This window comes from Flavobacterium sp., from assembly GCF_049240005.1.
In the GTDB taxonomy this organism is placed as follows: Bacteria; Bacteroidota; Bacteroidia; order Flavobacteriales; family Flavobacteriaceae; genus Flavobacterium.
In genome coordinates this window covers 1-21450 of record NZ_JBMLTK010000096.1, presented here as the reverse complement: position 1 = coordinate 21450, position 21450 = coordinate 1, and the positions used below count along the sequence as shown (strand labels likewise).

At 39.0% G+C, this 21450-nt stretch carries 19 protein-coding genes and 2 tRNA genes; 18 read left to right on the top strand and 3 right to left on the bottom strand.

The genetic code is table 11. From position 1 onward, the window contains the following. The first annotated feature begins 32 nt into the window (after positions 1-32). The 3 genes from ACOVQQ_RS10020 to obgE are packed head-to-tail and all read left to right on the top strand — an operon-like array spanning position 33 to position 2915. Entirely contained in the window at positions 33-605 is a 573-nt protein-coding gene (locus tag ACOVQQ_RS10020; RefSeq protein ID WP_421818078.1) for an adenylate kinase, read from the top strand. A gap of 28 nt (positions 606-633) precedes the next feature. Beyond that, positions 634-1911 (top strand): hemolysin family protein, encoded by a 1278-nt coding sequence (locus ACOVQQ_RS10015; RefSeq protein ID WP_094487309.1) that lies wholly within the window; start codon positions 634-636, stop codon positions 1909-1911. 2 nt (positions 1912-1913) lie between these two features. Further along, the gene (gene obgE / locus ACOVQQ_RS10010) at positions 1914-2915 is read left to right on the top strand and encodes a GTPase ObgE (RefSeq protein ID WP_421818077.1); all 1002 of its coding nucleotides are present in this window, start codon (positions 1914-1916) and stop codon (positions 2913-2915) included. A 44-nt stretch (positions 2916-2959) separates the two neighbouring features. Here the strand turns inward: obgE and ACOVQQ_RS10005 are convergent, their stop codons facing one another. Further along, entirely contained in the window at positions 2960-3346 is a 387-nt protein-coding gene (locus ACOVQQ_RS10005) for a hypothetical protein (protein WP_421818076.1), read from the bottom strand. 62 nt (positions 3347-3408) lie between these two features. After that, positions 3409-3789, bottom strand: a complete 381-nt coding sequence (locus ACOVQQ_RS10000) for a hypothetical protein (RefSeq protein ID WP_421818075.1) — start codon at positions 3787-3789, stop codon at positions 3409-3411. Positions 3790-4173: 384 nt separating this feature from the next. Between ACOVQQ_RS10000 and ACOVQQ_RS09995 the strand changes: the two genes are divergently transcribed. The 3 genes from ACOVQQ_RS09995 (at position 4174) to ACOVQQ_RS09985 (ending at position 9873) form a co-directional block, all read left to right on the top strand. Further along, complete coding sequence (locus tag ACOVQQ_RS09995) at positions 4174-6318, top strand: S46 family peptidase (RefSeq protein ID WP_421818074.1); 2145 nt, start codon at positions 4174-4176, stop codon at positions 6316-6318. Between the two features lie 220 nt (positions 6319-6538). Next, the gene (locus ACOVQQ_RS09990; protein ID WP_421818073.1) at positions 6539-8506 is read left to right on the top strand and encodes a putative porin; all 1968 of its coding nucleotides are present in this window, start codon (positions 6539-6541) and stop codon (positions 8504-8506) included. Positions 8507-8511: 5 nt separating this feature from the next. Continuing rightward, on the top strand, positions 8512-9873 hold the full coding sequence (locus ACOVQQ_RS09985) for a pyridoxal-phosphate dependent enzyme (RefSeq protein ID WP_421818072.1): 1362 nt from the start codon (positions 8512-8514) through the stop codon (positions 9871-9873). Between the two features lie 3 nt (positions 9874-9876). Here ACOVQQ_RS09985 and ACOVQQ_RS09980 read toward each other — a convergent pair whose 3' ends face one another. Continuing rightward, on the bottom strand, positions 9877-10755 hold the full coding sequence (locus tag ACOVQQ_RS09980) for a glycosyltransferase family 9 protein (RefSeq protein ID WP_421818071.1): 879 nt from the start codon (positions 10753-10755) through the stop codon (positions 9877-9879). A 241-nt stretch (positions 10756-10996) separates the two neighbouring features. Here ACOVQQ_RS09980 and ACOVQQ_RS09975 point away from each other — a divergent pair, with 241 nt between their 5' ends. The 12 genes from ACOVQQ_RS09975 to ACOVQQ_RS09920 all read left to right on the top strand — a co-directional run. Next, positions 10997-12280 carry a DUF2851 family protein gene (locus tag ACOVQQ_RS09975; protein WP_421818070.1) on the top strand — a complete coding sequence of 428 codons (1284 nt, stop codon included), beginning with the start codon at positions 10997-10999 and terminating at the stop codon, positions 12278-12280. A 12-nt stretch (positions 12281-12292) separates the two neighbouring features. Next, positions 12293-12520 carry a PspC family transcriptional regulator gene (locus ACOVQQ_RS09970; protein WP_094487301.1) on the top strand — a complete coding sequence of 76 codons (228 nt, stop codon included), beginning with the start codon at positions 12293-12295 and terminating at the stop codon, positions 12518-12520. Between the two features lie 5 nt (positions 12521-12525). Then, entirely contained in the window at positions 12526-13365 is an 840-nt protein-coding gene (locus ACOVQQ_RS09965; RefSeq protein ID WP_421818069.1) for a ComEA family DNA-binding protein, read from the top strand. A 17-nt stretch (positions 13366-13382) separates the two neighbouring features. Beyond that, on the top strand, positions 13383-14555 hold the full coding sequence (locus ACOVQQ_RS09960; protein ID WP_421818068.1) for an acyl-CoA dehydrogenase family protein: 1173 nt from the start codon (positions 13383-13385) through the stop codon (positions 14553-14555). Positions 14556-14676: 121 nt separating this feature from the next. Beyond that, positions 14677-15303, top strand: coding sequence for a hypothetical protein (locus ACOVQQ_RS09955; RefSeq protein ID WP_421818067.1), 627 nt, complete (start codon positions 14677-14679; stop codon positions 15301-15303). Positions 15304-16011: 708 nt separating this feature from the next. Beyond that, positions 16012-16206, top strand: coding sequence for a 30S ribosomal protein S21 (rpsU, locus tag ACOVQQ_RS09950; RefSeq protein ID WP_094487297.1), 195 nt, complete (start codon positions 16012-16014; stop codon positions 16204-16206). A 160-nt stretch (positions 16207-16366) separates the two neighbouring features. After that, on the top strand, positions 16367-18232 hold the full coding sequence (locus tag ACOVQQ_RS09945) for a histidine kinase dimerization/phosphoacceptor domain -containing protein (RefSeq protein WP_421818066.1): 1866 nt from the start codon (positions 16367-16369) through the stop codon (positions 18230-18232). Between the two features lie 518 nt (positions 18233-18750). Then, positions 18751-19638, top strand: a complete 888-nt coding sequence (locus ACOVQQ_RS09940; protein WP_421818065.1) for a tyrosine-type recombinase/integrase — start codon at positions 18751-18753, stop codon at positions 19636-19638. 24 nt (positions 19639-19662) lie between these two features. Next, complete coding sequence (hpf, locus tag ACOVQQ_RS09935) at positions 19663-19965, top strand: ribosome hibernation-promoting factor, HPF/YfiA family (protein WP_298144198.1); 303 nt, start codon at positions 19663-19665, stop codon at positions 19963-19965. Positions 19966-20128: 163 nt separating this feature from the next. Further along, a tRNA-Tyr gene (locus ACOVQQ_RS09930) sits at positions 20129-20210 on the top strand. A 417-nt stretch (positions 20211-20627) separates the two neighbouring features. Next, a tRNA-Thr gene (locus ACOVQQ_RS09925) sits at positions 20628-20699 on the top strand. A gap of 48 nt (positions 20700-20747) precedes the next feature. Then, positions 20748-21450: GTP-binding protein (locus ACOVQQ_RS09920; RefSeq protein ID WP_421818064.1), on the top strand; the 703-nt coding region annotated here is incomplete at its 3' end.

Sequence of the window (21450 nt, the reverse complement as noted above, 5' to 3'; positions counted from 1 at the left end):
TCGATAAATAATTCCATCTCAAAATTATAAACATGATTAATATCGTTCTTTTTGGTAAACCTGGTGCAGGAAAAGGAACTCAGGCTGAAGTGCTTAAAGCAAAATATAACCTTACGCATTTATCTACGGGAGACATCTTCCGCTATCACATTAAAAATCAAACTGAGCTAGGTGCAACAGCTAAAACGTATATCGATAACGGTGATCTTGTGCCTGATGAGTTGACTATTCAGATGCTTGAATTTGAGGCAAACAAGAGTGAAAATACGGCCGGCTTCCTTTTCGATGGCTTTCCGCGAACAATAGCGCAAGCAGAAGCACTAGATGCTTTCTTGGCAAGTAAAAATCAAAAAGTCAACGCAACAATTGCACTTGAAGCCGACGATGAAATTCTTGTACAAAGATTGCTTGAACGCGGGAAAACGTCTGGACGTAGCGACGATCAAGACGAAGAGAAAATTCGAAATCGTTATCAGGAATACAACGAAAAAACAGCGCCACTTATTGGTTATTACCAAAACCAAAACAAGTTTTTCGCTGTAGATGGTATTGGAGCAGTAAGCGAAATCACAAGGCGGCTCAGCGCAGTTATCGAACAATTGTAGATAACGCGCATTTGAACAATCACAAATTATGGAATTTCTAATTATCTTATTTCTGATCATTTTAAATGGTGTTTTTTCAATGTCTGAAATCGCATTGATTTCTGCACGAAAAAATCGCCTAGAAAATGCTGCTAAAAAAGGTAATGCAAGTGCAAAAGCCGCGCTAGATTTAGCAAATGCGCCCAACAAATTCCTGAGTACTGTCCAAATCGGAATAACGTTAATCGGAATTTTAACAGGTATTTTCAGTGGCGATAAAATAACGGCAGATGTAGAGCACTTTTTTCAACAATTTCCTACAACACAACCCTATGCGCACACTTTTGCAGTTGGAGTGGTAGTTGTGTTGCTAACCTTTGTTTCATTAGTGCTAGGCGAGTTGGTGCCAAAGCGTATAGGCTTAAATTATCCCGAGGCAATTGCTAAAGCTACCGCTGTTCCTATGAAAGCGGTCTCGATAATTACCGCGCCTTTTATATGGCTCCTTACAATTTCAACTGAATTTCTTCTCAAAATTCTGATGATAAAACCCACAACCGATGGAAAGATAACTGAAGAAGAAATTAAAGCCATTATAAAAGAAGGTACTGAAGGTGGAGAAGTTCAAGAAATTGAACAAGATATTGTGGAACGTGTTTTTCATATCGGCGATCGGAAGGTTAATTCATTAATGACTCATCGGAAATCTGTTATATCCTTGCCAATCGATGCTGATCGCTCGCAAGTAAGGGAATTAATGCTCAAAGAACTGCATTCCATTTATCCTGTTTATAAAGAAAATTACGATGATATTGTTGGGGTGGTGAATTTGAAGAGCATATTCTCGCATTTTGGTGATGAACACTTTCATTTAAGTAATATCCTAAGTGAAGCACCATACATCATGGAGCAAACAACAGCTTATACTGCTTTGGAGAACTTCAAGAAAAGCGGTATTCACTACGCATTTGTGTCTGATGAATACGGCGATTTTCAAGGAATTATAACTTTAAACGATATTCTCGAGGCTTTGGTTGGAGACGCTTCTGAATTTTATAAAGACGATTTTCAACTCATTGCTAGAGAAGACGGGACTTGGCTCGTCGATGGGCACTACTCGTTACACGATTTTCTTACCTTTTTCGAACTCGATGAGTTGATTAACGATTACGAAGTGACAACAGTAAGCGGACTCATAATGACCGAACTTTCACGAATTCCAAAGCAAGGTGAAAAGTTGGAATGGCAAAGGTTTGTTCTCGAAGTTATCGACATGGACGGTGTAAAAATTGATAAAGTAATGGTTTACGAAACTACTAAAGACTAAAAATGACAGAAGGGAATTTTGTAGACTACGTTAAGATTTATGTTTCTTCAGGCAAAGGAGGAAAAGGATCCTCACACCTACATCGTGAAAAATTTATTGAAAAAGGAGGTCCAGACGGTGGAGATGGTGGTCGTGGCGGCCACGTTATTTTAGTGGGCAGGAAAAATTTGTGGACCTTATTTCACCTTAAATTTATGCGCCATGTAAAAGCAGGTCACGGAGGTGACGGTGGAAGTTCACGAAGTACTGGTGCCGACGGTGAAGATCAATTCATCGAAGTACCTCTTGGAACTGTCGTGAAAGATAAAGAAACCGATGAAGTTCTTTTTGAAATTACCGAAGATGGCGAAGAACGAATTCTCGCTCTAGGCGGAAAAGGCGGATTAGGTAATTGGCATTTTCGCTCATCTACAAATCAAACACCGCGCTACGCACAACCCGGTTTGGCAGGTGAAGAAAAAGACGTCATTTTGGAATTAAAAGTCTTGGCTGATGTCGGATTAGTAGGGTTTCCTAACGCAGGAAAGTCAACGTTACTATCTGTATTAACTTCGGCCAAACCTAAAATAGCAGATTATCCCTTCACTACATTAAAACCAAATCTTGGTATTGTTGCATACCGCGATTTTCAGTCGTTTGTAATTGCTGACATTCCAGGTATCATAGAAGGCGCGGCTGAAGGCAAAGGTCTTGGACACTACTTTTTGCGTCATATTGAACGAAATTCAACTTTACTTTTCTTAATACCTGTTGATTCGCCAAATATTAAGGAAGAATACGATATCTTGATTCGAGAACTGGAGGAATACAATCCTGAATTATTGAACAAGCAACGACTTGTGGCGATTTCAAAGTGTGATATGATCGACGAAGAGTTGCAGAAAGAATTAAAAGCTGAACTTGATCAACAATTCAAAAATATACCTTATGTCTTCTTCTCAGCAGTAAGTCAATATAATTTGCAATTACTAAAAGATAGACTTTGGAAAATACTTAACGAATGATAAAAACGAAAGTGAATAGCCTATCCACTTTCGTTTTTTTTGGATCAATTTTCTTTTCGTAACAGATTTATTAAATCTTTTTGCAGAGAGGTTACGTCATTAATTAAGCTTTCGCATTCGGTTGTTACGTTAGAATTAAGACTTTCGCTCGAAGATCCCTTCTTGCAAGTGAGGGAAAAGCTCACTTTTATATTACACTTTTTATTGGAGTTCTTATGTTTATCCTCGTCTAGTGCATTTTGGATAAGTTCGGGAGTGAATTTCAGTAAATCGTCGAAGTTCTTGTAATCGTAGCGAACTTTTGATTTTCCTTGCGTAATAATGAGTTGAGCGGTTTCAACTACTTCTTTGGTCTCGGTTTGAGCGAAACTACAAGTAGAAAAAACTAAAAATAGAAAAGCGCTGAGGCTTACGGAGCGTATTAGTTTCATAAAGTTCAATTTTGGTTAAAAGTAACCAACAGTAACTAATGCCTGTTGGTTACCAAATTTCATCATCTTAGTAACTTTTCAAGCTGACTTTTGATTCGAGAAACAGCATTTAAAATGTCTTTACAGTCGGCGGTAACTGTAGCTGTGATTGAAGTGCTCAATGAGCCACCCACAACAGCGGCTGATGCTTCGACTGTCGCTGTAACAGTAACTTCCATAGATGTGGTGCAAGGAGCTTCTGGGCTAACTCGTCTCATAGCAGCTTCAACCGCGGGCGCTATGCCTGCTTCGAGTTTAGGATAACTGTCAAAAACTGTCTTGGTGGTGTTTTTATTGATTGTGATTAAAACAGTACCGGTTTTAAATGTGTTCGACTCCTGTCCAAATGAAAATTCGGTAGTAAAGAGCAATGTGGCTACGAGGATTAAAATTAATTTTTTCATGGTGTATAAAATTTTGAAATTAAAGCTGTTTTTCTCATTTACAACTACAGCAATCATTGTAATGACATGATAATGAGCATTCCAAACTCTTCGTACATGGATTTTTGTTGCTTTTATTGTACAAAATTACAGAGGTAGATTTAATTGAGATTACGGTTTTTCCGTAAAATGACTTTTTTTCTAAAAAAAATATTTTACATCTAGTTATAATTCTAAAGACTTGATGTAAACGCGAGTTTTATCTTAATTTTAATGATTGTTTTCAATTCTATAATTGTTTTTTTACGCTGTGTTTTTTGGAAACAACCAATGATTATCCAACACATAAAAACACAGCAGCTTTTCTCTTATCTTCGCACACACTATACTTAACATTCGTACATTATGAAGAAAATCTTACTGGTAGTCGTCGCTATACTGAGCATTTTACCAGCTCGTGCCGACGAAGGGATGTGGTTCCTTATGTTCATCGAACGTCTGAATCACCGCGATATGCAAAAGATGGGCCTCCAATTAACAGCAGAGGAAATCTATAGCATAAACAACAACAGCTTAAAAGACGCTATTGTTCAATTTAATGGTGGTTGTACCGCCGAACTTATTTCTGGTAGCGGACTTGTTTTAACCAATCACCACTGCGGATACGATGCAATTGCAGAATTGTCTACACCTGAAAATAATTATCTGAGAGATGGTTACTGGGCAGCCGACAAAAAAGGCGAGTTGAAGCCAAAAAGCTTATTCGTGCGCTTTTTTGTGAGAATGGACGATGTTTCTAAGAGAATCTTGTCGAAACTAAACGATAATATGACTGAAGCGGAGCGCGAAAAAGCCATTAATCAAGAAATTGCATTGATTGAAAAAGAAAATAATGAAGGAGGGAAGTATGTAGTTTCAGTGCGTTCATTTTTTCAAGGAAACGAATTCTATTATTTCGTTTATCAAGATTTCACCGATGTGCGCTTAGTGGGTACTCCACCAGAATCGGTAGGGAAATTCGGCGGCGATACTGATAACTGGGAATGGCCAAGACACACCGGCGACTTTTCCATGTTTCGTGTATATGGCGATGCTAACGGAAACCCAGCAGAATACAGCCCGAATAATGTGCCTTTAAAACCAAAACAACATTTGAAAATTAATTTGAATGGCGTTAAAGAAAACGATTTTGCCATGATTTTAGGTTATCCGGGCAGAACCAATCGTTGGATGCCTGCTGGCGGAATAGAGCAAAACGTAAAATTTGCATATCCAGCATGGGTTGAAGGTGCTAAAACAGGCATGGATAATATGCAAAAGTATATGCAACAAAGCGATGAGCTGCGTTTAAAATACGCTTCAAAGTTTGCTTCAACTGCAAATTACTGGAAGAACAGACAAGGTATGATTGATGCACTTACCAAATTCCAAACCGCAAAAACTAAAGCGGAACAAGAAGCAAAATTCAACAAGTGGGCAAACAAATCAGAAAATAAGGCACGCTATGGTTCAGTGGTGGAAACACTTAACAACTATTATAAAATGACCAATGAAAAGTCGCGTCATGACATGTACTTAACGCAACTTTTCCGTACCACTTCTTACGGAACTATCGGCAGAGGTTTAGGGAAAATGCTCGAAAATTATGCTAAAGCCGACGAGAAGAAGCGTCAAGAAATGAAGCCTCAGATTGAAGATGCGGTGGAAGGATTATTCTCAGAACAACACATTCCGGCTGAAAAAGATATCATGGCAGCACAATTAAAGTTATATGCAACAAAAGCTGTTGGTTATCCTATTGCACCTGTGGTTGAGAAAATTGGAAAAGCAAATAATAATGACTTTACCAAATTTGTTAACGCTACGTTCGATTTAAGTATACTTACTTCTAAAGAGCGAATCGCAGCTTTCCTTGAATTTCCAAGCGAACAACTTATTGTAAACGATCCATTAAACCAGTTTTCAAACGAACTTCTGGCACATTTCTCTAAAAGATCAGAAGAACTTGCCAAAGCTCAGAACGATTACGGAGCAGCTTACCGAAAACTCGTAGAAGGTTTGCGTGCTTCGAAATTGGCACCTATTCGCTACCCAGATGCAAATTCTACCTTGCGTCTAACTTATGGAAAAGTACGTGCTCTGCCGGCAGACAAGCGCAACGACGCCAAGGTCAACAACTTTACAACTTTTGATGGAATGATCAAAAAGTACAAAAAGAACGATCCAGAATTCGACTTACCACAACGTATGTTAGATTTTGCCAAATCAAAAGATTTTGGTCGCTACCAAGATAAATCAGGTTTCATGCCGGTTAATTTCCTCACAGATAACGACATAACTGGAGGAAACTCAGGAAGCCCAGTTTTAAATGGAAAAGGTGAACTTATTGGTTTAGCTTTCGACGGAAATATCGAAGCAATGGCTGGCGACGTTATTTTTGATAAAAATTTGCAGCGCACCATCAATGTAGATATTCGCTACGTATTATGGTTAATCGATAAATATGCAAATGCAAAACATATCGTTGATGAAATGACCATCGTCAAGTAAGTTTTATTAAATAAATCCAAAAGACCGTCGGAACCCGACGGTTTTTTTTTAATGTAATTTCTTTCAAAAGGAGCAATGCCGACTAATTTCAATAGTGGAACCCTAAAGAAACAATGGCATAGTAAAGCCGCAGATTTGGTGTTTCTATACCAAAGATTTAAAGGATGTTTTTGAATGTCCATAAACGAATAAGCGTATCTTTGCGCGCAGTTTTTTAGATATGACAGTACGTATTTTGTTAACGGCTTTTGCTATTTGTACGTTCGCATCCGCGCAAGCGCAACGAAATACAAAGAGTTTAGATAAGTTGTCTCCAGGAACGCAAACCAACACGAGACTCGATTCTAAATCCAATACCAAAGCCAACACTTTAAAAGCAAATACTGCTGATATCACCATGTATCAGGTAATCAGTCCCAAAAATGATACGACCTACATCGATACATCGTTAACCATCCGGAAAGACTACATTTTTAATTATCTCCGAAGAGATAACTTCGGTCTTTTGCCGTTTGCCAACGAAGGACAAACATATAACACACTCGATTTTTCACTTACCAGACAAAACGCCATGCCTGGAATTGGCTTTGCGGGCAAGCACTTTTTTTACAAAGAAGTGGAAGATATAAACTACTATTCAGTTGCAACGCCGCTCACCGAATTGTACTACAAAACCGTAATGGAACAAGGCCACAGCTTAGATGCCTTCATTACATTAAACACTAGTAAAAGACATAACTTTTCCATTGCTTATAAAGGAGTTAGGTCGCAAGGTAAGTACGTGAACCAGCTTACAAGTAGCGGTAATTTTCGATTTACAGCTTCTTACATAACCAAAAATAAACGTTACAGTTTGCGCGCTCACCTGACTGCGCAAGATTTATTGAATTACGAAAATGGCGGTATTGAGAATATCGAAGATTTTGAATCAGGAGATGCAGCTTTTACAGATCGACGTCGTTTGAGCGTTTATCTTCCCGATGCCGAATCGATACTTCGGGGCAATCGCTATTATTTCAGTCAACAGCTCGTTATTGCTGGTAAATCAGATAAAACCAACTTGCAAATTTCGCACGAGTTTACCTACGAGCACAAATTTTCGGAGTACAACCAGCAAACGGTTAACGAACGCTTTGGAGCGGCCTACGTTCCCTCTAATATAAAAGATAAGGTGCGCTTTAACACCATGAAGAATCAAGTTGGTGTAAGTTTTGGAAACAAGAAAATAGGGCGTATTCAGCCTTATGCTGCTTTTCAGAACTTCAATTATTTTTATAGGTCGATCATCGTTAATGACAACGATCTTATTCCCGCGTCCTTGAAACTAGAAGTTGCTTCGATAGGAGGGAATTATGCCTTACATCGCGATAAAATTATTTTTACAGCCGATTATTTCGAAGGTGTTACAGAAAAAACATCGCAACTGAAAGCAAATATTACGTATCGTCCAAACGATCGATTCACGTTTTCAGGAAGCCTTGAAAATTTGTCGCAAATACCCGATTTTCAATATAATTTGTTTCAAAGTAGTTTTATAGATTACAATTGGTCGAACAATTTTGTCAATCAAAAAATTAATCGAATTTCCGCTCTTGCAGAAACGCCTTGGATTAACGCTTCGTTTCAGTACAACCTAATCGACGATTATTTGTATTTCGGCGGTCAGGAAACTACAATTACTAGTGGTCAAAACGTTACGCGAGTATTGACGGTAAATCCAGAGCAGTACGGTAAATCAATTTCACATTTTTCCATCAAATTAGCCAAAGAATTTACATTCGGAAAGTTTGCACTCGACAATACAGCGTTGTTTCAACAAGTTGTTCAGGACGACGACATTCTAAACGTTCCCGATGTAGTTGCTCGTCAGAGTTTTTACTTCAGCGAATATTTGTTTAAACGTGCATTATTCCTTCAAACAGGTTTCACAGTAAATTATTTTACTTCGTACTTTGCAAATAATTACAATCCGGTCATTGGCGGTTTTTACGTTCAGAACGAGCGTAAAATAGGGAATTTCCCTTTGATCGATTTTTTTGTAAACGCTCGTGTACGTCAAACACGTATTTATCTAAAGGCAGAACATTTCAATTCGCCGCTAACAGGATTTAACTATTACAGTGCACCCGATTATCCGTATCGCGATTTTACCGTACGCTTTGGTTTGGTGTGGAACTTTTTTCAATAGAAATTATGAAATACGCAGAAAATATTCTTGGTACCATAGGCAATACGCCACTAGTTAAAATTAACAAACTAACAACCGAAGTTGATGCTTTGGTTTTAGCAAAAGTTGAAACATTCAACCCTGGGAATTCTGTCAAGGACCGTATGGCTTTGAAGATGGTCGAGGATGCTGAAGCTGATGGACGATTAAAACCAGGTGGCACCATCATTGAAGGTACTTCTGGAAATACAGGCATGGGTTTGGCTCTTGCAGCAATCGTTAAAGGTTACAAGCTTATTTGTGTGATTACCGACAAGCAGTCTAAAGAGAAAATGGATATTCTGCGTGCCGTGGGCGCAAAAGTAGTTGTTTGTCCGACTGATGTTGAACCAACCGACCCTCGTTCATACTATTCAGTTTCAAAACGCCTAGGCGAAGAAACTCCTAATTCATGGTATGTAAATCAGTACGATAATCCTTCGAATGCAGTAGCACATTACGAACAAACCGGCCCGGAAATTTGGGAACAAACAGAAGGAAAGGTCACGCATTTCGTAGTTGGTGTCGGTACTGGAGGAACTATTTCTGGAGTAGCGAAGTATTTGAAAGAGAAGAATCCGAATGTGAAAATTTGGGGTGTTGATACCTATGGCTCCGTTTTTAAGAAATATCACGAAACGGGTACTTTCGACGAAAACGAGATCTATCCGTACATCACTGAAGGTATTGGAGAAGACATTCTTCCAAAAAATGTTGATTTTTCTTTAATTGATGGTTTTACAAAAGTTACCGATAAAGATGCCGCTATTTACCAACGACGCTTAGCGCTAGAAGAAGGTATTTTTGTCGGAAACTCGGCAGGTTCAGCGATTAAAGGCGTTTTACAGCTAAAAGAACATTTTAAACCTGATGATGTTGTGGTTGTTTTGTTCCACGATTCGGGAAGTCGATACGTAGGTAAAATGTTTAACGACGACTGGATGCGAGAGCGCGGATTTTTAGATGAAGAAGTTACCACGGCTCTAGACTTAATCAAAGATCATATCGATAAGCCATTAGTAGTAGCTAAAACCGAAGAATTGGTTTCTCATGCATTGGAACGTATGCGCAAATTTAAAATTTCGCAAATTCCGGTTGTAGATACCAGCGGTTTTGTTGGAGCTATCGATGAGGCTACCCTGTTTCAAAACTACATTTTAGATAAAAATCTAGCAGATAAACCAATCCGCGAGGTAATGTCGGCAGCGTATCCTATTGTTTCTGCGCATGCAACAATTGAAGAAGTAAGCCGATTAATAAACAAACAGAATCAGGCAGTTTTGGTAGCTTTAGATGGTGGACAGTATCACATCATTACCAAATACGACATCATCAATTCAGTGAAGTAACACTTAATTTCTAAATGTATTTTCAATTTGGGCCATCATTTGGTCCACAGATTTATCATTTGTATTGATATAATCAGATTTTCCTCCGTAAGGTGTATACTTTTCAGGTAACGTTACTTTAAAGAGTCCCAAAGTAGGAACACCAGACGAAACCGCTAAGTGCATCATGCCACTATCGGCACCAATGAAAAGGGCGGCGTGATTCAAGATGGCGGCAATTTCGCGAACGTCTTTGCTGTAGAAGTGTTTTAGTTTGTGGTTAAATTGAGAGATATTTTCAACGGGAAGTATTTCTATAATTTCATATTCCGCGGAAAAGCGATTTGAAAGTGCTTCATAAAATGTATTCCACCAACTAGAATCATAGATTTTCTGACCAGTTGCGTAGGTAAATAAGCAGATTAGTGGCTTGTTGCTTTCCTGTAAGCTCTTATAGGTTTTTAAACCCTTTTCTTGCTCGGCTGTTGATAAGCGGAATTGTAGTGGTGAAATTTCTCGCGTCGGAATTTTAAAATAACTCCAATAGGCATAAACCGGGTATTTAGCCATATGCCGATAATCTGAAAATTGCGTTATCGCTTTCAGTTCCGCTGTTCCAAAAACTTTATATTTACTTTTTGCAAGTTTTGTGGCAATTGTGCCCGATTTTGAACCAGGATCCACATTTATAATCAAGTCGTACTTTGAAGTTACTATTTTAGTCCATGCCTTTAGATATCCTAAAAAATCCTTGGCAGGTTTTCTACTTAACTTAATAGATGTTCCAAAATTCGAATAATTTTCAAAGACAATATCCACTAACACGCCCTTAGCAAATACGTCTATTTTCGCATTGGGAAAATCTCTTTCCAACTCTTGTACAAGCGGCGTTACTAAAAGCATATTACCCAACCGGTGGTTTGGTCTGCAGATTAATATTTTACGGATGGTATTCTGGTCCAAGTTTATCTTTTTTGCAAAGGTCTAAATCAAGATTTTACATTCTGTTAAGTCAATCACAATTCACAATTCCTTAATACCTTAAATTTTTTTAATTTTTTTGAAATTTACGGAAAAACCGTAATTGTAATTTAATCAGATAGTTAATTTAGCGTCATCCAAGCCATTTAAATTTTTACACGCCATGAAAGAGGATTTTCTCCACTACGTCTGGAAGTTTCAGAAATTCAACCACCAAAATCTCTTTACGACTAGTGGAGAACCGCTTTCGATTGTCAATCAAGGCTTTTACCTAAAAACGAGCGGTCCAGACTTCTTTAACGCTAAAATTCGAATCGGACAACAACTCTGGGTGGGTAATGTCGAAATCCATCTAAAATCTTCAGATTGGTACTTACACCGACACGAGCAAGACGCCAAATACAAAAATGTAATTCTACACGTTGTTTGGCATTACGACTACGACATTTTCCTTGAAAACAACGCAACAATACCCGTGCTCGAATTACAAGGACGAGTATCCGCAACTTTAGTGCATTCGTACCAAAATTTACTGCAAAGTAAAACATGGATTTATTGTGAAAAGCTAATAAGTTCTGTGCCAGTCGAACTAGTTCATACATTTCTCGAACGGCTTTTCATCGAACGTGCCGAACGAAAAGCCATGAGTATTACCGAACTCTTTCGAAGCCAAAATGGCGATTGGGAAGCAACCTTATTTGTAGCCCTAGCAAAAGCATTTGGTTTAAATTCTAATGCTATAGCTTTCGAGCAAATGGCGCAACGAGTGGGTTTTAAAGCCGTAATCAAAGAATCTGCGAATTTAATTGGTTTGGAAGCTCTTTTTTTAGGAAGCTGCCAACTACTCGAAGCCGAGCACCAAGATTACTATGTACAACAACTACAAGCCGAGTTTGGATTTTTGAAGATTAAATATCAAATATCTACTGAATTGTTACATCCAGTTGAGTTTTTTAAACTTCGACCAGAAAATTTTCCAACAATTCGATTGGTGCAGTTGGCTGCCTTTTACCACCAATCCCCCTATAAATTCGAAAAGCTATTACAAGCTACAAATCAAAAGCAGCTGTCTCAAATTTTTCAAGGCGGTGTCTCAGCGTATTGGCAAACGCACTACATTCCCGATAAAGCAACGCGAGCTTCACCCAAGCACTTATCGCAAAGTTTTGTTGATCTGCTTGTTATCAATACAATAATTCCGTTTTTGTTTGCCTATTATAATGAGAACGGGCAAACACGCTCCGATTTTCTAATCGATCTTGCTGTAGAGATAAAACCAGAAAATAATACAATAATCAAACGTTTCAGCGATCTCGATCTCAAAGCTAAATCCGCATTCGAATCGCAGGCTTTACTCGAACTAAAACAGCAATATTGCGAGAAGGGACGTTGTATGAATTGTTCGATTGGTGTGCATTTGTTGAGTAAATCCGAAAAATCTGCTTAATTTCGTTCCGCTATGCGCTTTGATTTACGTCTAAAATACTACTTTGAAAAACACGGATTTAACGCCGCCAGTCGTTTAGCCGATAGCTTGGGTATGCGCGCCAGCAGTGTTCGCTTGTTTTTTATTTACATTTCTTTCGTTACAGCCGGACTCTGGTTCGGGGTGTATCTCACGCTAGCTTTTTGGCTAAAGTTGAAAGATTTAATCCGCGCCAAAAGATCTTCTGTTTTCGATTTATAAGCCTCATGAAAAGTATATTCCTCATTCCCAAGCTGCATCGACGCGGCCTTGGAGCACTATTTTTACTTCTTATTTTACTTCAATTGTGCTTGCACTTTTATTCACCAACTCCAAGTATTCCTGTGGCAGACGATAAAGAATTGGCGCTATTGGAAACTGCGTATGAAAAGAAACTAGCTGCAAAAAAGTATAAAAAGTTCGAAGTAAAACCTTTTAATCCCAATTTTATAAGTGATTACAAAGCCTATCAGCTAAAAATTCCAACAGCGGCATTCGATCGCTTACAAGCGTATCGCAAAAAAGGTCTTTATGTAAACTCTGCGGCCGATTTCCAAAAAGTTACGGGTGTTTCCAACGAATTACTCAAAAAACTGTCTCCGCTTTTTGTATTTCCCGCTTGGACGAAAAAGAAGACGCAAACGGCTTTTCGACCAACATATCATGTAAAACGAGCAGTCGATCTCAATTCCGCAACGGAAGCGCAATTGGTTGATATTCCGGGGGTTGGTGTCAGACGTGCCCAACAAATTCTCGATCAACGAAAAAAACTCGGCGGTTTCTGCACGGTCAATCAATTAAAGCTTTTGTACGGTGTTGATGAACTTATGTTCGAACAATTAAAACTTTACCTAACAATTACCTCCAAGCCAAAAGTTAATAAGCTAAATATCAATCGCGCAAGTGTAAAAGAGCTGTCGGCTTTTCCGTATTTTAACTATGCATTGGCTCGTGAAATTGTTAAAATCAGGAGTCGAAAAGGAACTTTAATTATTGAAGATTTGGCAAATGTTGAAGGAATTACGCAAGAAAAGTTAACAATATTAGTTTTATATTTGGAATTTTAAAAGCCATCCGTTAACATATGAATTCAACTTACTTTTCGGAAGAACATGAATTGTTCAGAAAAAGTTTTCAAGATTTTTTAAAAGCAGAAGTCGTTCCTCACATCGAAAAGTGGGAAAAAACAGGAACTATTGAGCGTTTCATTTGGAAAAAATTCGGCGACATGGGCTTCCTTGGGATTACATACCCAGAAGCGTATGGCGGTCTAAATTTAGATCTTTTCTACATGGTAATTCTGCTTGAAGAATTACAAAAAATTAAATCTTCTGGGTTTGCAGCAGCCGTTTGGGCGCACGTGTACTTAGCTATGACGCACTTAAATGCCGAAGGCAGCGAAGAAATCAAACAAAATTACTTAGTTCCAAGTATAGCCGGTGATAAACTCGGTGCCTTATGCATATCTGAGCCTTTCGGAGGTAGCGATGTTGCTGGAATGCGCACGACAGCCGTTCTTCAAGGCGACAAATACCTTATCAATGGCTCCAAAACCTTTATCACAAACGGTGTTTATGCAGATTACTACATCGTAGCTGCGAAAACCGATCCAGCAGCCGGAAATAAAGGGATCAGTATCTTTTTAATGGATGCCAATGCAAAAGGCGTTTCCAAATCAAAGTTGGATAAGCTCGGCTGGCGCGCATCCGATACAGCAGAAATTTCCTTCGATCAGGTTGAAGTTCCCGTAACCAATTTAATGGGCGAGGCGGGAAAAGGCTTTCCGTACATCATGCAACATTTTGCGCTAGAACGTCTTATTATGGCCATTAACGCACACGCACGAGCCGATTACGCGATCGATTATACCATCGAATACATGTCGCAACGCGAAGCTTTCGGAACAAAAATCAGTAAGTTTCAAGCACTACGCCATAAATTAGTAGATCACGCTTCCGATGTCGAACACTGTAAAGTATTCAATTACGTAGCTGTAGATCGCTTGCAAAAAGGCGAATATGTGGTTAAGGAAGCAACCATGGCTAAATTAAAATCAACTAAAGTAGCCGACGAAACCATTTACAGTTGCTTGCAATTCTTAGGCGGTTACGGCTACATGGAAGAGTATCCGTTAGCACGATTGCTGCGCGACAGCCGGTTAGGTCCAATTGGTGGAGGAACGTCTGAAATTCTTCGCGAAATTCTATCGAAAATGATAATCGACAAGCAAACCTATAAACCTGCGGTCAAGCATTAATACAATCTTAGTTCTAGGAAGCGCCTCAACGGCGCTTTTTTTATTTTCTTTAATATTAAGTTAAAGCAATTCTATTCTTACAAGTAAGATTATAGCTTCGCCTTAAACTAAAACAATGAATATGAAAAAATTAGTACTTGTCGGAATTGGTTTATTTGGTATGATTTGTAGTTCATTTGCGCAGGAAAAAGAAAGCGAAAAAAGCAAGTGGTCTTATACATTGCAACCCAGACTTGGTTTTGCAAAATATGAGCAGAGCGGCTTGGTTACCTTAAATGGTACATTTAATGCATTCGATGTATTTCTTACACGAAAAATCGCAAAAAATCTCGACCTAACCAGTGGGGTGATGTTCTCAACCTTTGATGCAAACTACACTTTGGCTGGAGAATCAGCGCGTTTGCAAAATGATTACGTGCAAATTCCATTATTGTTAGGTGGTAAAATTAGTTTTGATGAAAAGAGCGATCAAAATTTAATTTCAATGCGCGTTTCTGCTGGTCCTGTGGCAAGCTTTTTAGCACGTCAAGAAAATCAAACCATAGCAGGTAAAGTTAAAGATGAAAATTTAGGTTGGAATTTCGGAATCTTAACGCAACTGACCGTCGATTTTCGCGTATCCGACCGTTCTGCGGTGTACTTCGGTCTTCAAGGTCAGTCCGACTTTACGCGAATTGAAGACAATGGCAGTGAAAACAAAATCCAGCAATCTTCTAGTATTTTATTCGGCTATCGCGGAACATTTTAGTGCGCTTTGGGTGTGCCGGCGGGTCGTTCCTCCGGCGCCGTCAGGCCTTTCACTGCAATAAAAAACGGCTGCCGCAACTGCCGCCATCGCAGCACAAGAGCTTCCTTCGGTCGCTTTGTGCTGCGGGCGCCAGTACAGCGGCAGCTGTTTTTTATTTTCGTTGCAGTCCTTCACACAAAGAATATCGTAACTTTCGAGAAGCGATATAAAAGTTGTTTTCAATTTTGCGGAACTTCTTTTAACGTGAGTTCGATGTAAAAATTAAAGTTAGAAACCATTTAAATAGTTGATTACAAGGCGTATTTTTATTGGGATACCGAGGTATCTCAAAAAAATACAACGCAGTAAGCGACTGTTTAAATGGTTAGCTTTAAAAATAGCTTAGCAAAGATCTCCGGAAACTATTTAAACACTTTAATTCAAGCGTTCTAACAAAGATTTTTATGTCGAACTCACGTTATTTTAATCATTGCCAACAAGCACGGGCACTCATTTTGGTTACTTTCCCCGCGCGACTGATTGCAGCGGAAAGCCTTTTTTGTGGTGGCGTTTAAGCCACAAAAAACCCCGATAGCTATCGGGGGAAAAGCAGGACGGCAAAACCACATGTATTTCCAGCGAATAGTTTTGCCGGTGCGCCAAAAAAAGTTTTGAAAACCAGAAAAATAGTTTACTTTTGCAGCCTTAAAGAAAGGGGGTGTCTATATTATGTTGATTATACCAATTAAAGACGGAGAGAATATCGATAGAGCGCTTAAGCGTTATAAAAGAAAATTCGACAAAACCGGAACTGTACGCCAATTGCGTGCTAGACAGGCTTTTATTAAACCGTCTGTGACTCACCGAATGAAGATTCAAAAAGCACATTACATTCAACGATTGAAAGACAGCCTAGAAAGCTAATTTCAGCGTTTGACAACCATAAACCGTTAATCAGCCTTTGTTGATTAACGGTTTTTTTATGACCTAATGTTTACCTTACGCTTTTTCTTGCTTTATTTGCTTGTTGCTCGAACCACCTCGCGCGTCGAGCCTCAGTTTCCAAAGTTTAAAGCGTTTATTCTTGAAGTTTAACCTACAGTTGCTTTTGGTGTTGTGGTTGCCCTTATGTGCAGTGGCGCAAGAAGGCAAAACGCCGTATACCGCAAAATTAAAGGAATACCGCTACAGCAAATATCTCGATTCTACAAAATTCTACTTCAAAAAAGCATTGCCTTGGGCACTCAAACGACGCGACACTTTAGCCGCTTTTTATACCTATAAATATATGGGCGACGGTTACGAGCACCATCAAAAGCTCGATTCGACCTTGTATATGTACGACTTATGCAATACATATTTACCCAAAAACAATTACCGCTTAAAAGCTTTTTTGCTGAATGATCGCGCGTATACCTATCAACTTTTAGGCGATTACAACAAAGCAACTAAGCTTACACTCGAAGCCTTGATTTATGCCGAGAAATCGAAAAACGACATTCAGATTGCCAGTATTAATTTGTCTGTTGCCGATAATCTGGCGCTTCTAAAACTGAACAAGCAAGCCGAAGAATACTACTTGCGTGCCATAGCCGCTTCAAAACGAACCGATTATTTGCCTGCAAAAGAATATACCTATCGTGTTTACGGAAATTACCTACTCAAAAGCAATAAAATCGACGGTGCGTTTACCTATTTGCAAATGGCGTCGAAATTTGCAAAGCAAACCAAAGATTCGATTTCTATGGCCTTTGCTTGGTCGAGTTTGGCCGATTGCTTTTGGAAAAGGCGCGAAACCGACAGTTGTTTTTATTACGCTAAAAAAGCAGAAGGCATTTGGTTGCGCAGAGCCGAATACATCGATTACTCACATGTATGCAACAATCAGGGACGCTATTACTTAAATTTAAAAAAGTATGCACAGGCACTCGATTACTTTAAAAAGGCAGAATTGTACTTGCGGAACGATTTGTATTTGAATGAAGAAGTATACTCAAATTTAGCAACAGCTTATCAGAAATTGGGTAAATTCGAGCAATCAATTTTTTATTTCTCGAAAGCCAACGCTGTTTTAAAAGCGATTAAAAATAAAGAGCGCGAATCGCAAGTTGCGGCCTTGAACATAAAATATCAGGCCGATAAAAAAGAAGCTTTAGTGCGCGACGAAAAACAAAAGAACAAACTGGCGGCTATGGAGTTGCGAGAGAAAACCTTGCAGTTCGATATAGGTTTAGTGATTTTACTGTCGTTGATCGTCATTACGATTGTAGTTGTTTTGTCGTATCGAAGAATTCAGCGCAACAACAAATTGCTGTTGGAGTCGAATTTGCAACTCGAGCGCTTGGTGCTGCAAAAGCAAACTTTGTTGCAAGAAGTGCATCATCGGGTAAAAAATAATTTGTCGACTTTGAAGAGTATGTTATTCTTGCAAGCACGCGCCAGCAAAGACGAGGAAGTGAAGGCTGTATTAACCGAATCGCAACACCGGATTCAGTCTATGGCATTGATTCATGAGAATTTGTACCAAGATTTAGAAAACGATCAGGTGTATTTTCATCATTTCACCCGTCAATTATTTGATTCGTTGGTGCAAACATTTCAAACATCGAATACGGTTGTTCAAATAGAAATCGATGATAACGATGTTACGCTCGATGTATCCACAGCAATATTTTTAGGTTTGATTTTAAATGAATTAGCAACCAATTCTTTTAAGTATGCGTTTAAAGATCGATCGGAAGGCGTGATTCGCGTCGGGATTTCTTCAAATAACGCGCACTATCAAGTTACTTATGCCGATAATGGAGTGGGTTTGAAATCGGGCATTGAAGATCATGATAATGGCTTCGGCTTTCGACTTATTCGCATTTTAGTAGAACAGATGAACGCCGATTTTTCGTACAAAGACGAGAACGGTTGGGCAATATTTACGCTTGATTTTAAAATTTAGGATTGCAGTAAACGAATACGTAAATCCGTACACTTGTAAGGCTTTCCTTATAAAATAATACAGCTATACTTTTATCGATGTCGAACGTATACATTTTTGTGTTGTTCGTACCAAAGTTATAGCGTGATGCTACTTTTTTTTACACTTTTGAACAAAGTCGTTAGGAAGGGGCATTCAACCGACTGATTTTTTTGAGACTTGTTTTTAGTAGTTTTCTTTAGTTAATGATTAGTTGTGAAAAAAACTAAAATACATGTAGTAGTAGTTTTTAAGAAGAGACGGTTTTCGAACCGTCTTTTTTTATCTTAAGGTTTCTTGTTCGCCTTTGTTTGAGGCAAAAGTGTCATTTAGCAAATTACAAGGTGAGTTCAAAGATGCAATGCAGTAAAAAGTCGAATCAATTTAATTGCTCAATCTGTTTTATTGAAGTTTCGTCTTTTTTGGAGCAGCTGCTTTAGAGGAAACGATTAGTTGTAAAAGCTGATTAATCTGTACTTTTGAGAATGTAAACGCGCGCTATGGAAGAATTGCTTCACAAATTTAAAGATTATTTGTTGTTAGAGAAGAATTATTCTGTGCTAACAGCAAAAGCCTATCTTGACGACTTGGAACAAATAGCGGAGTTTTTGGTTTCGACATATCAGTTAGATAGTTGGAACGATTTGCATTATCCGTTAATTCGTTCCTTTATCGTTGGTGAAGTTGATCGCGGAATAAGCAACCGCAGTATCAACAGAAAGATTTCCACTTTGCGCACTTTTATTCGATTTCTAATGAAAGTCGGACAGCTGGAAACGAATCCGCTGGCTAAGCATCAGCCGCTAAAAGTTGCTAAGAGGTTGCAACTGCCGTTTTCTGAAACCGAAGTATACGACGTTTTTGAATTGTTCGGAACTCCGAAGACGTACGATGAGCAGTTAAAGCGTCTGTTGGTGGAGCTTTTCTACGCCACGGGCATGCGTCGTGCTGAACTCATTAATTTAAAACTGCAAGATGTTGATTTACAAGCGTCAACTTTGCGAATTGTCGGAAAAAGAAACAAAGAGCGTATCGTGCCATTACTAGCAGTTGTTAAAGAACGCATTCGCGAGTATTTGCTCTGCCGTCCTGAAAATGCGGATACTAAGTTATTGGTGAACGAAAATGGCGTTAAATTGAGCGAATCTTTTGTGTATCGAACAATAAATACGTACTTTAGTAATGTCTCCGCGAAAACAAAGAAGAGCCCGCATATTATTCGACACTCGTTTGCGACCCATCTTTTAAACAACGGAGCGGATCTAAATTCTGTCAAGGAATTACTCGGTCATTCGAGTTTAGCGTCAACACAAGTATATACACACAGCAGTTTAGCTGAGTTGCAAAAAGTTTTTGCTAAAGCGCATCCGAGAAGTTCTGAGGCGTAAAAGTCTAATAAAAACAATTTAATTATGAAGGTAAATGTTCACGCAGTCAACTTCACTGTTGACGCAAAACTCGTCGCTTTTATTCAAGCAAGATTAGATAAATTAGAGAAATATTACGATCGTGTGGTGGCATCCGACGTGTATTTGAAAGTTGATAATACCAGCGAGAAAGAGAATAAGATCTTGGAATTGAAAATTCATGTTCCTGGTGACGATATTATGGTGAAGAAACAGTGCAGAACATTTGAAGAAGCCATTGAAGTTGCGGCGGAATCGGCCGAGCGTTTACTTGTAAAAAGAAAGGAAAAAATTAGAGCACATTCCTGATTTAAACTTTTTTAAAAATTCTTTTGTTTAAATAATTTAAACCTCTACATTTGCAGTCCGTTAGAAATAGCGGACTTTTTTTATGGCTTAAACTCAAAAAATGGGTTTGTTGTCGTGAACAAAGGTTAAGAAGTTCCTTAATTTATTGGAAAAATCAACAATAGGGGAGATACTCAAGTGGCCAACGAGGGCAGACTGTAAATCTGCTGACTATGTCTTCACAGGTTCGAATCCTGTTCTCCCCACAAACTTTTGTTGAAGAAAAATGTCTGAGAGCTTCTGCTCTAAAGGATTTTTCGAAACAAAAGTTTGAGCACCGGTTCGCCGGTGCAGGATCAGCGACGCAAGGAGCTAATCCTACATAATTTCTTTTGTTGAAGAAAAATGTCTGAGAGCTTCTGCTCTCAAGGATTTTTCGAAACAAAAGTTTGAGCACCGGTTCGCCGGTGCAGGATCAGCGACGCAAGGAGCTAATCCTACATAATTTCTTTTGTTGAAGAAAAATGTCTGAGAGCTTCTGCTCTCAAGGATTTTTCGAAACAAAAGTTTGAGCACCGGTTCGCCGGTGCAGGATTGCAAACGAAAGAATGCAATCGAGCAGTTAAAAGCTGCGGCGGTTTACTACCTAAATCGTCAATAACATAAATAACTAAATTTACCTTGCCGGTGTAGCTCAGGGGTAGAGTGCTTCCTTGGTAAGGAAGAGGTCACGGGTTCAAATCCCGTCATTGGCTCAATTGATTTTTGAACACTAATTTAAACTAAGATTAAAACTAAGTAAAATGGCAAAAGAGAATTTTAATCGCTCCAAACCGCACTTAAACATCGGTACTATTGGTCACGTTGACCACGGTAAAACTACTTTGACAGCTGCAATCACTAAAGTATTAGCTGAGGCAGGTTTCTCTAAAACAGCTGCGAAATCTTTCGACCAGATCGATAACGCTCCTGAAGAGAAAGAAAGAGGTATTACTATCAACACGTCTCACGTAGAGTACGAAACTGCTAACCGTCACTACGCACACGTTGACTGTCCAGGTCACGCGGATTACGTAAAGAACATGGTTACTGGTGCTGCTCAGATGGACGGAGCTATCCTTGTAGTAGCTGCAACAGACGGACCAATGCCACAAACACGTGAGCACATCCTTCTTGGACGTCAGGTAGGTATTCCACGTATCGTTGTATTCATGAACAAAGTGGATATGGTTGACGATGCTGAGCTTTTAGAGCTTGTTGAAATGGAAATCCGTGACTTGTTGTCTTTCTACGAGTATGATGGAGATAACGGGCCAGTTATCCAAGGCTCTGCTCTTGGTGGATTGAACGGAGATGCAAACTGGGTTCCTAAAATCCTCGAATTGATGGAAGCTGTTGACAACTGGATCGAAGAGCCAGTACGTGACAACGCTAAACCATTCTTGATGCCGGTTGAGGACGTATTTACAATTACAGGTCGTGGAACTGTTGCTACAGGTCGTATCG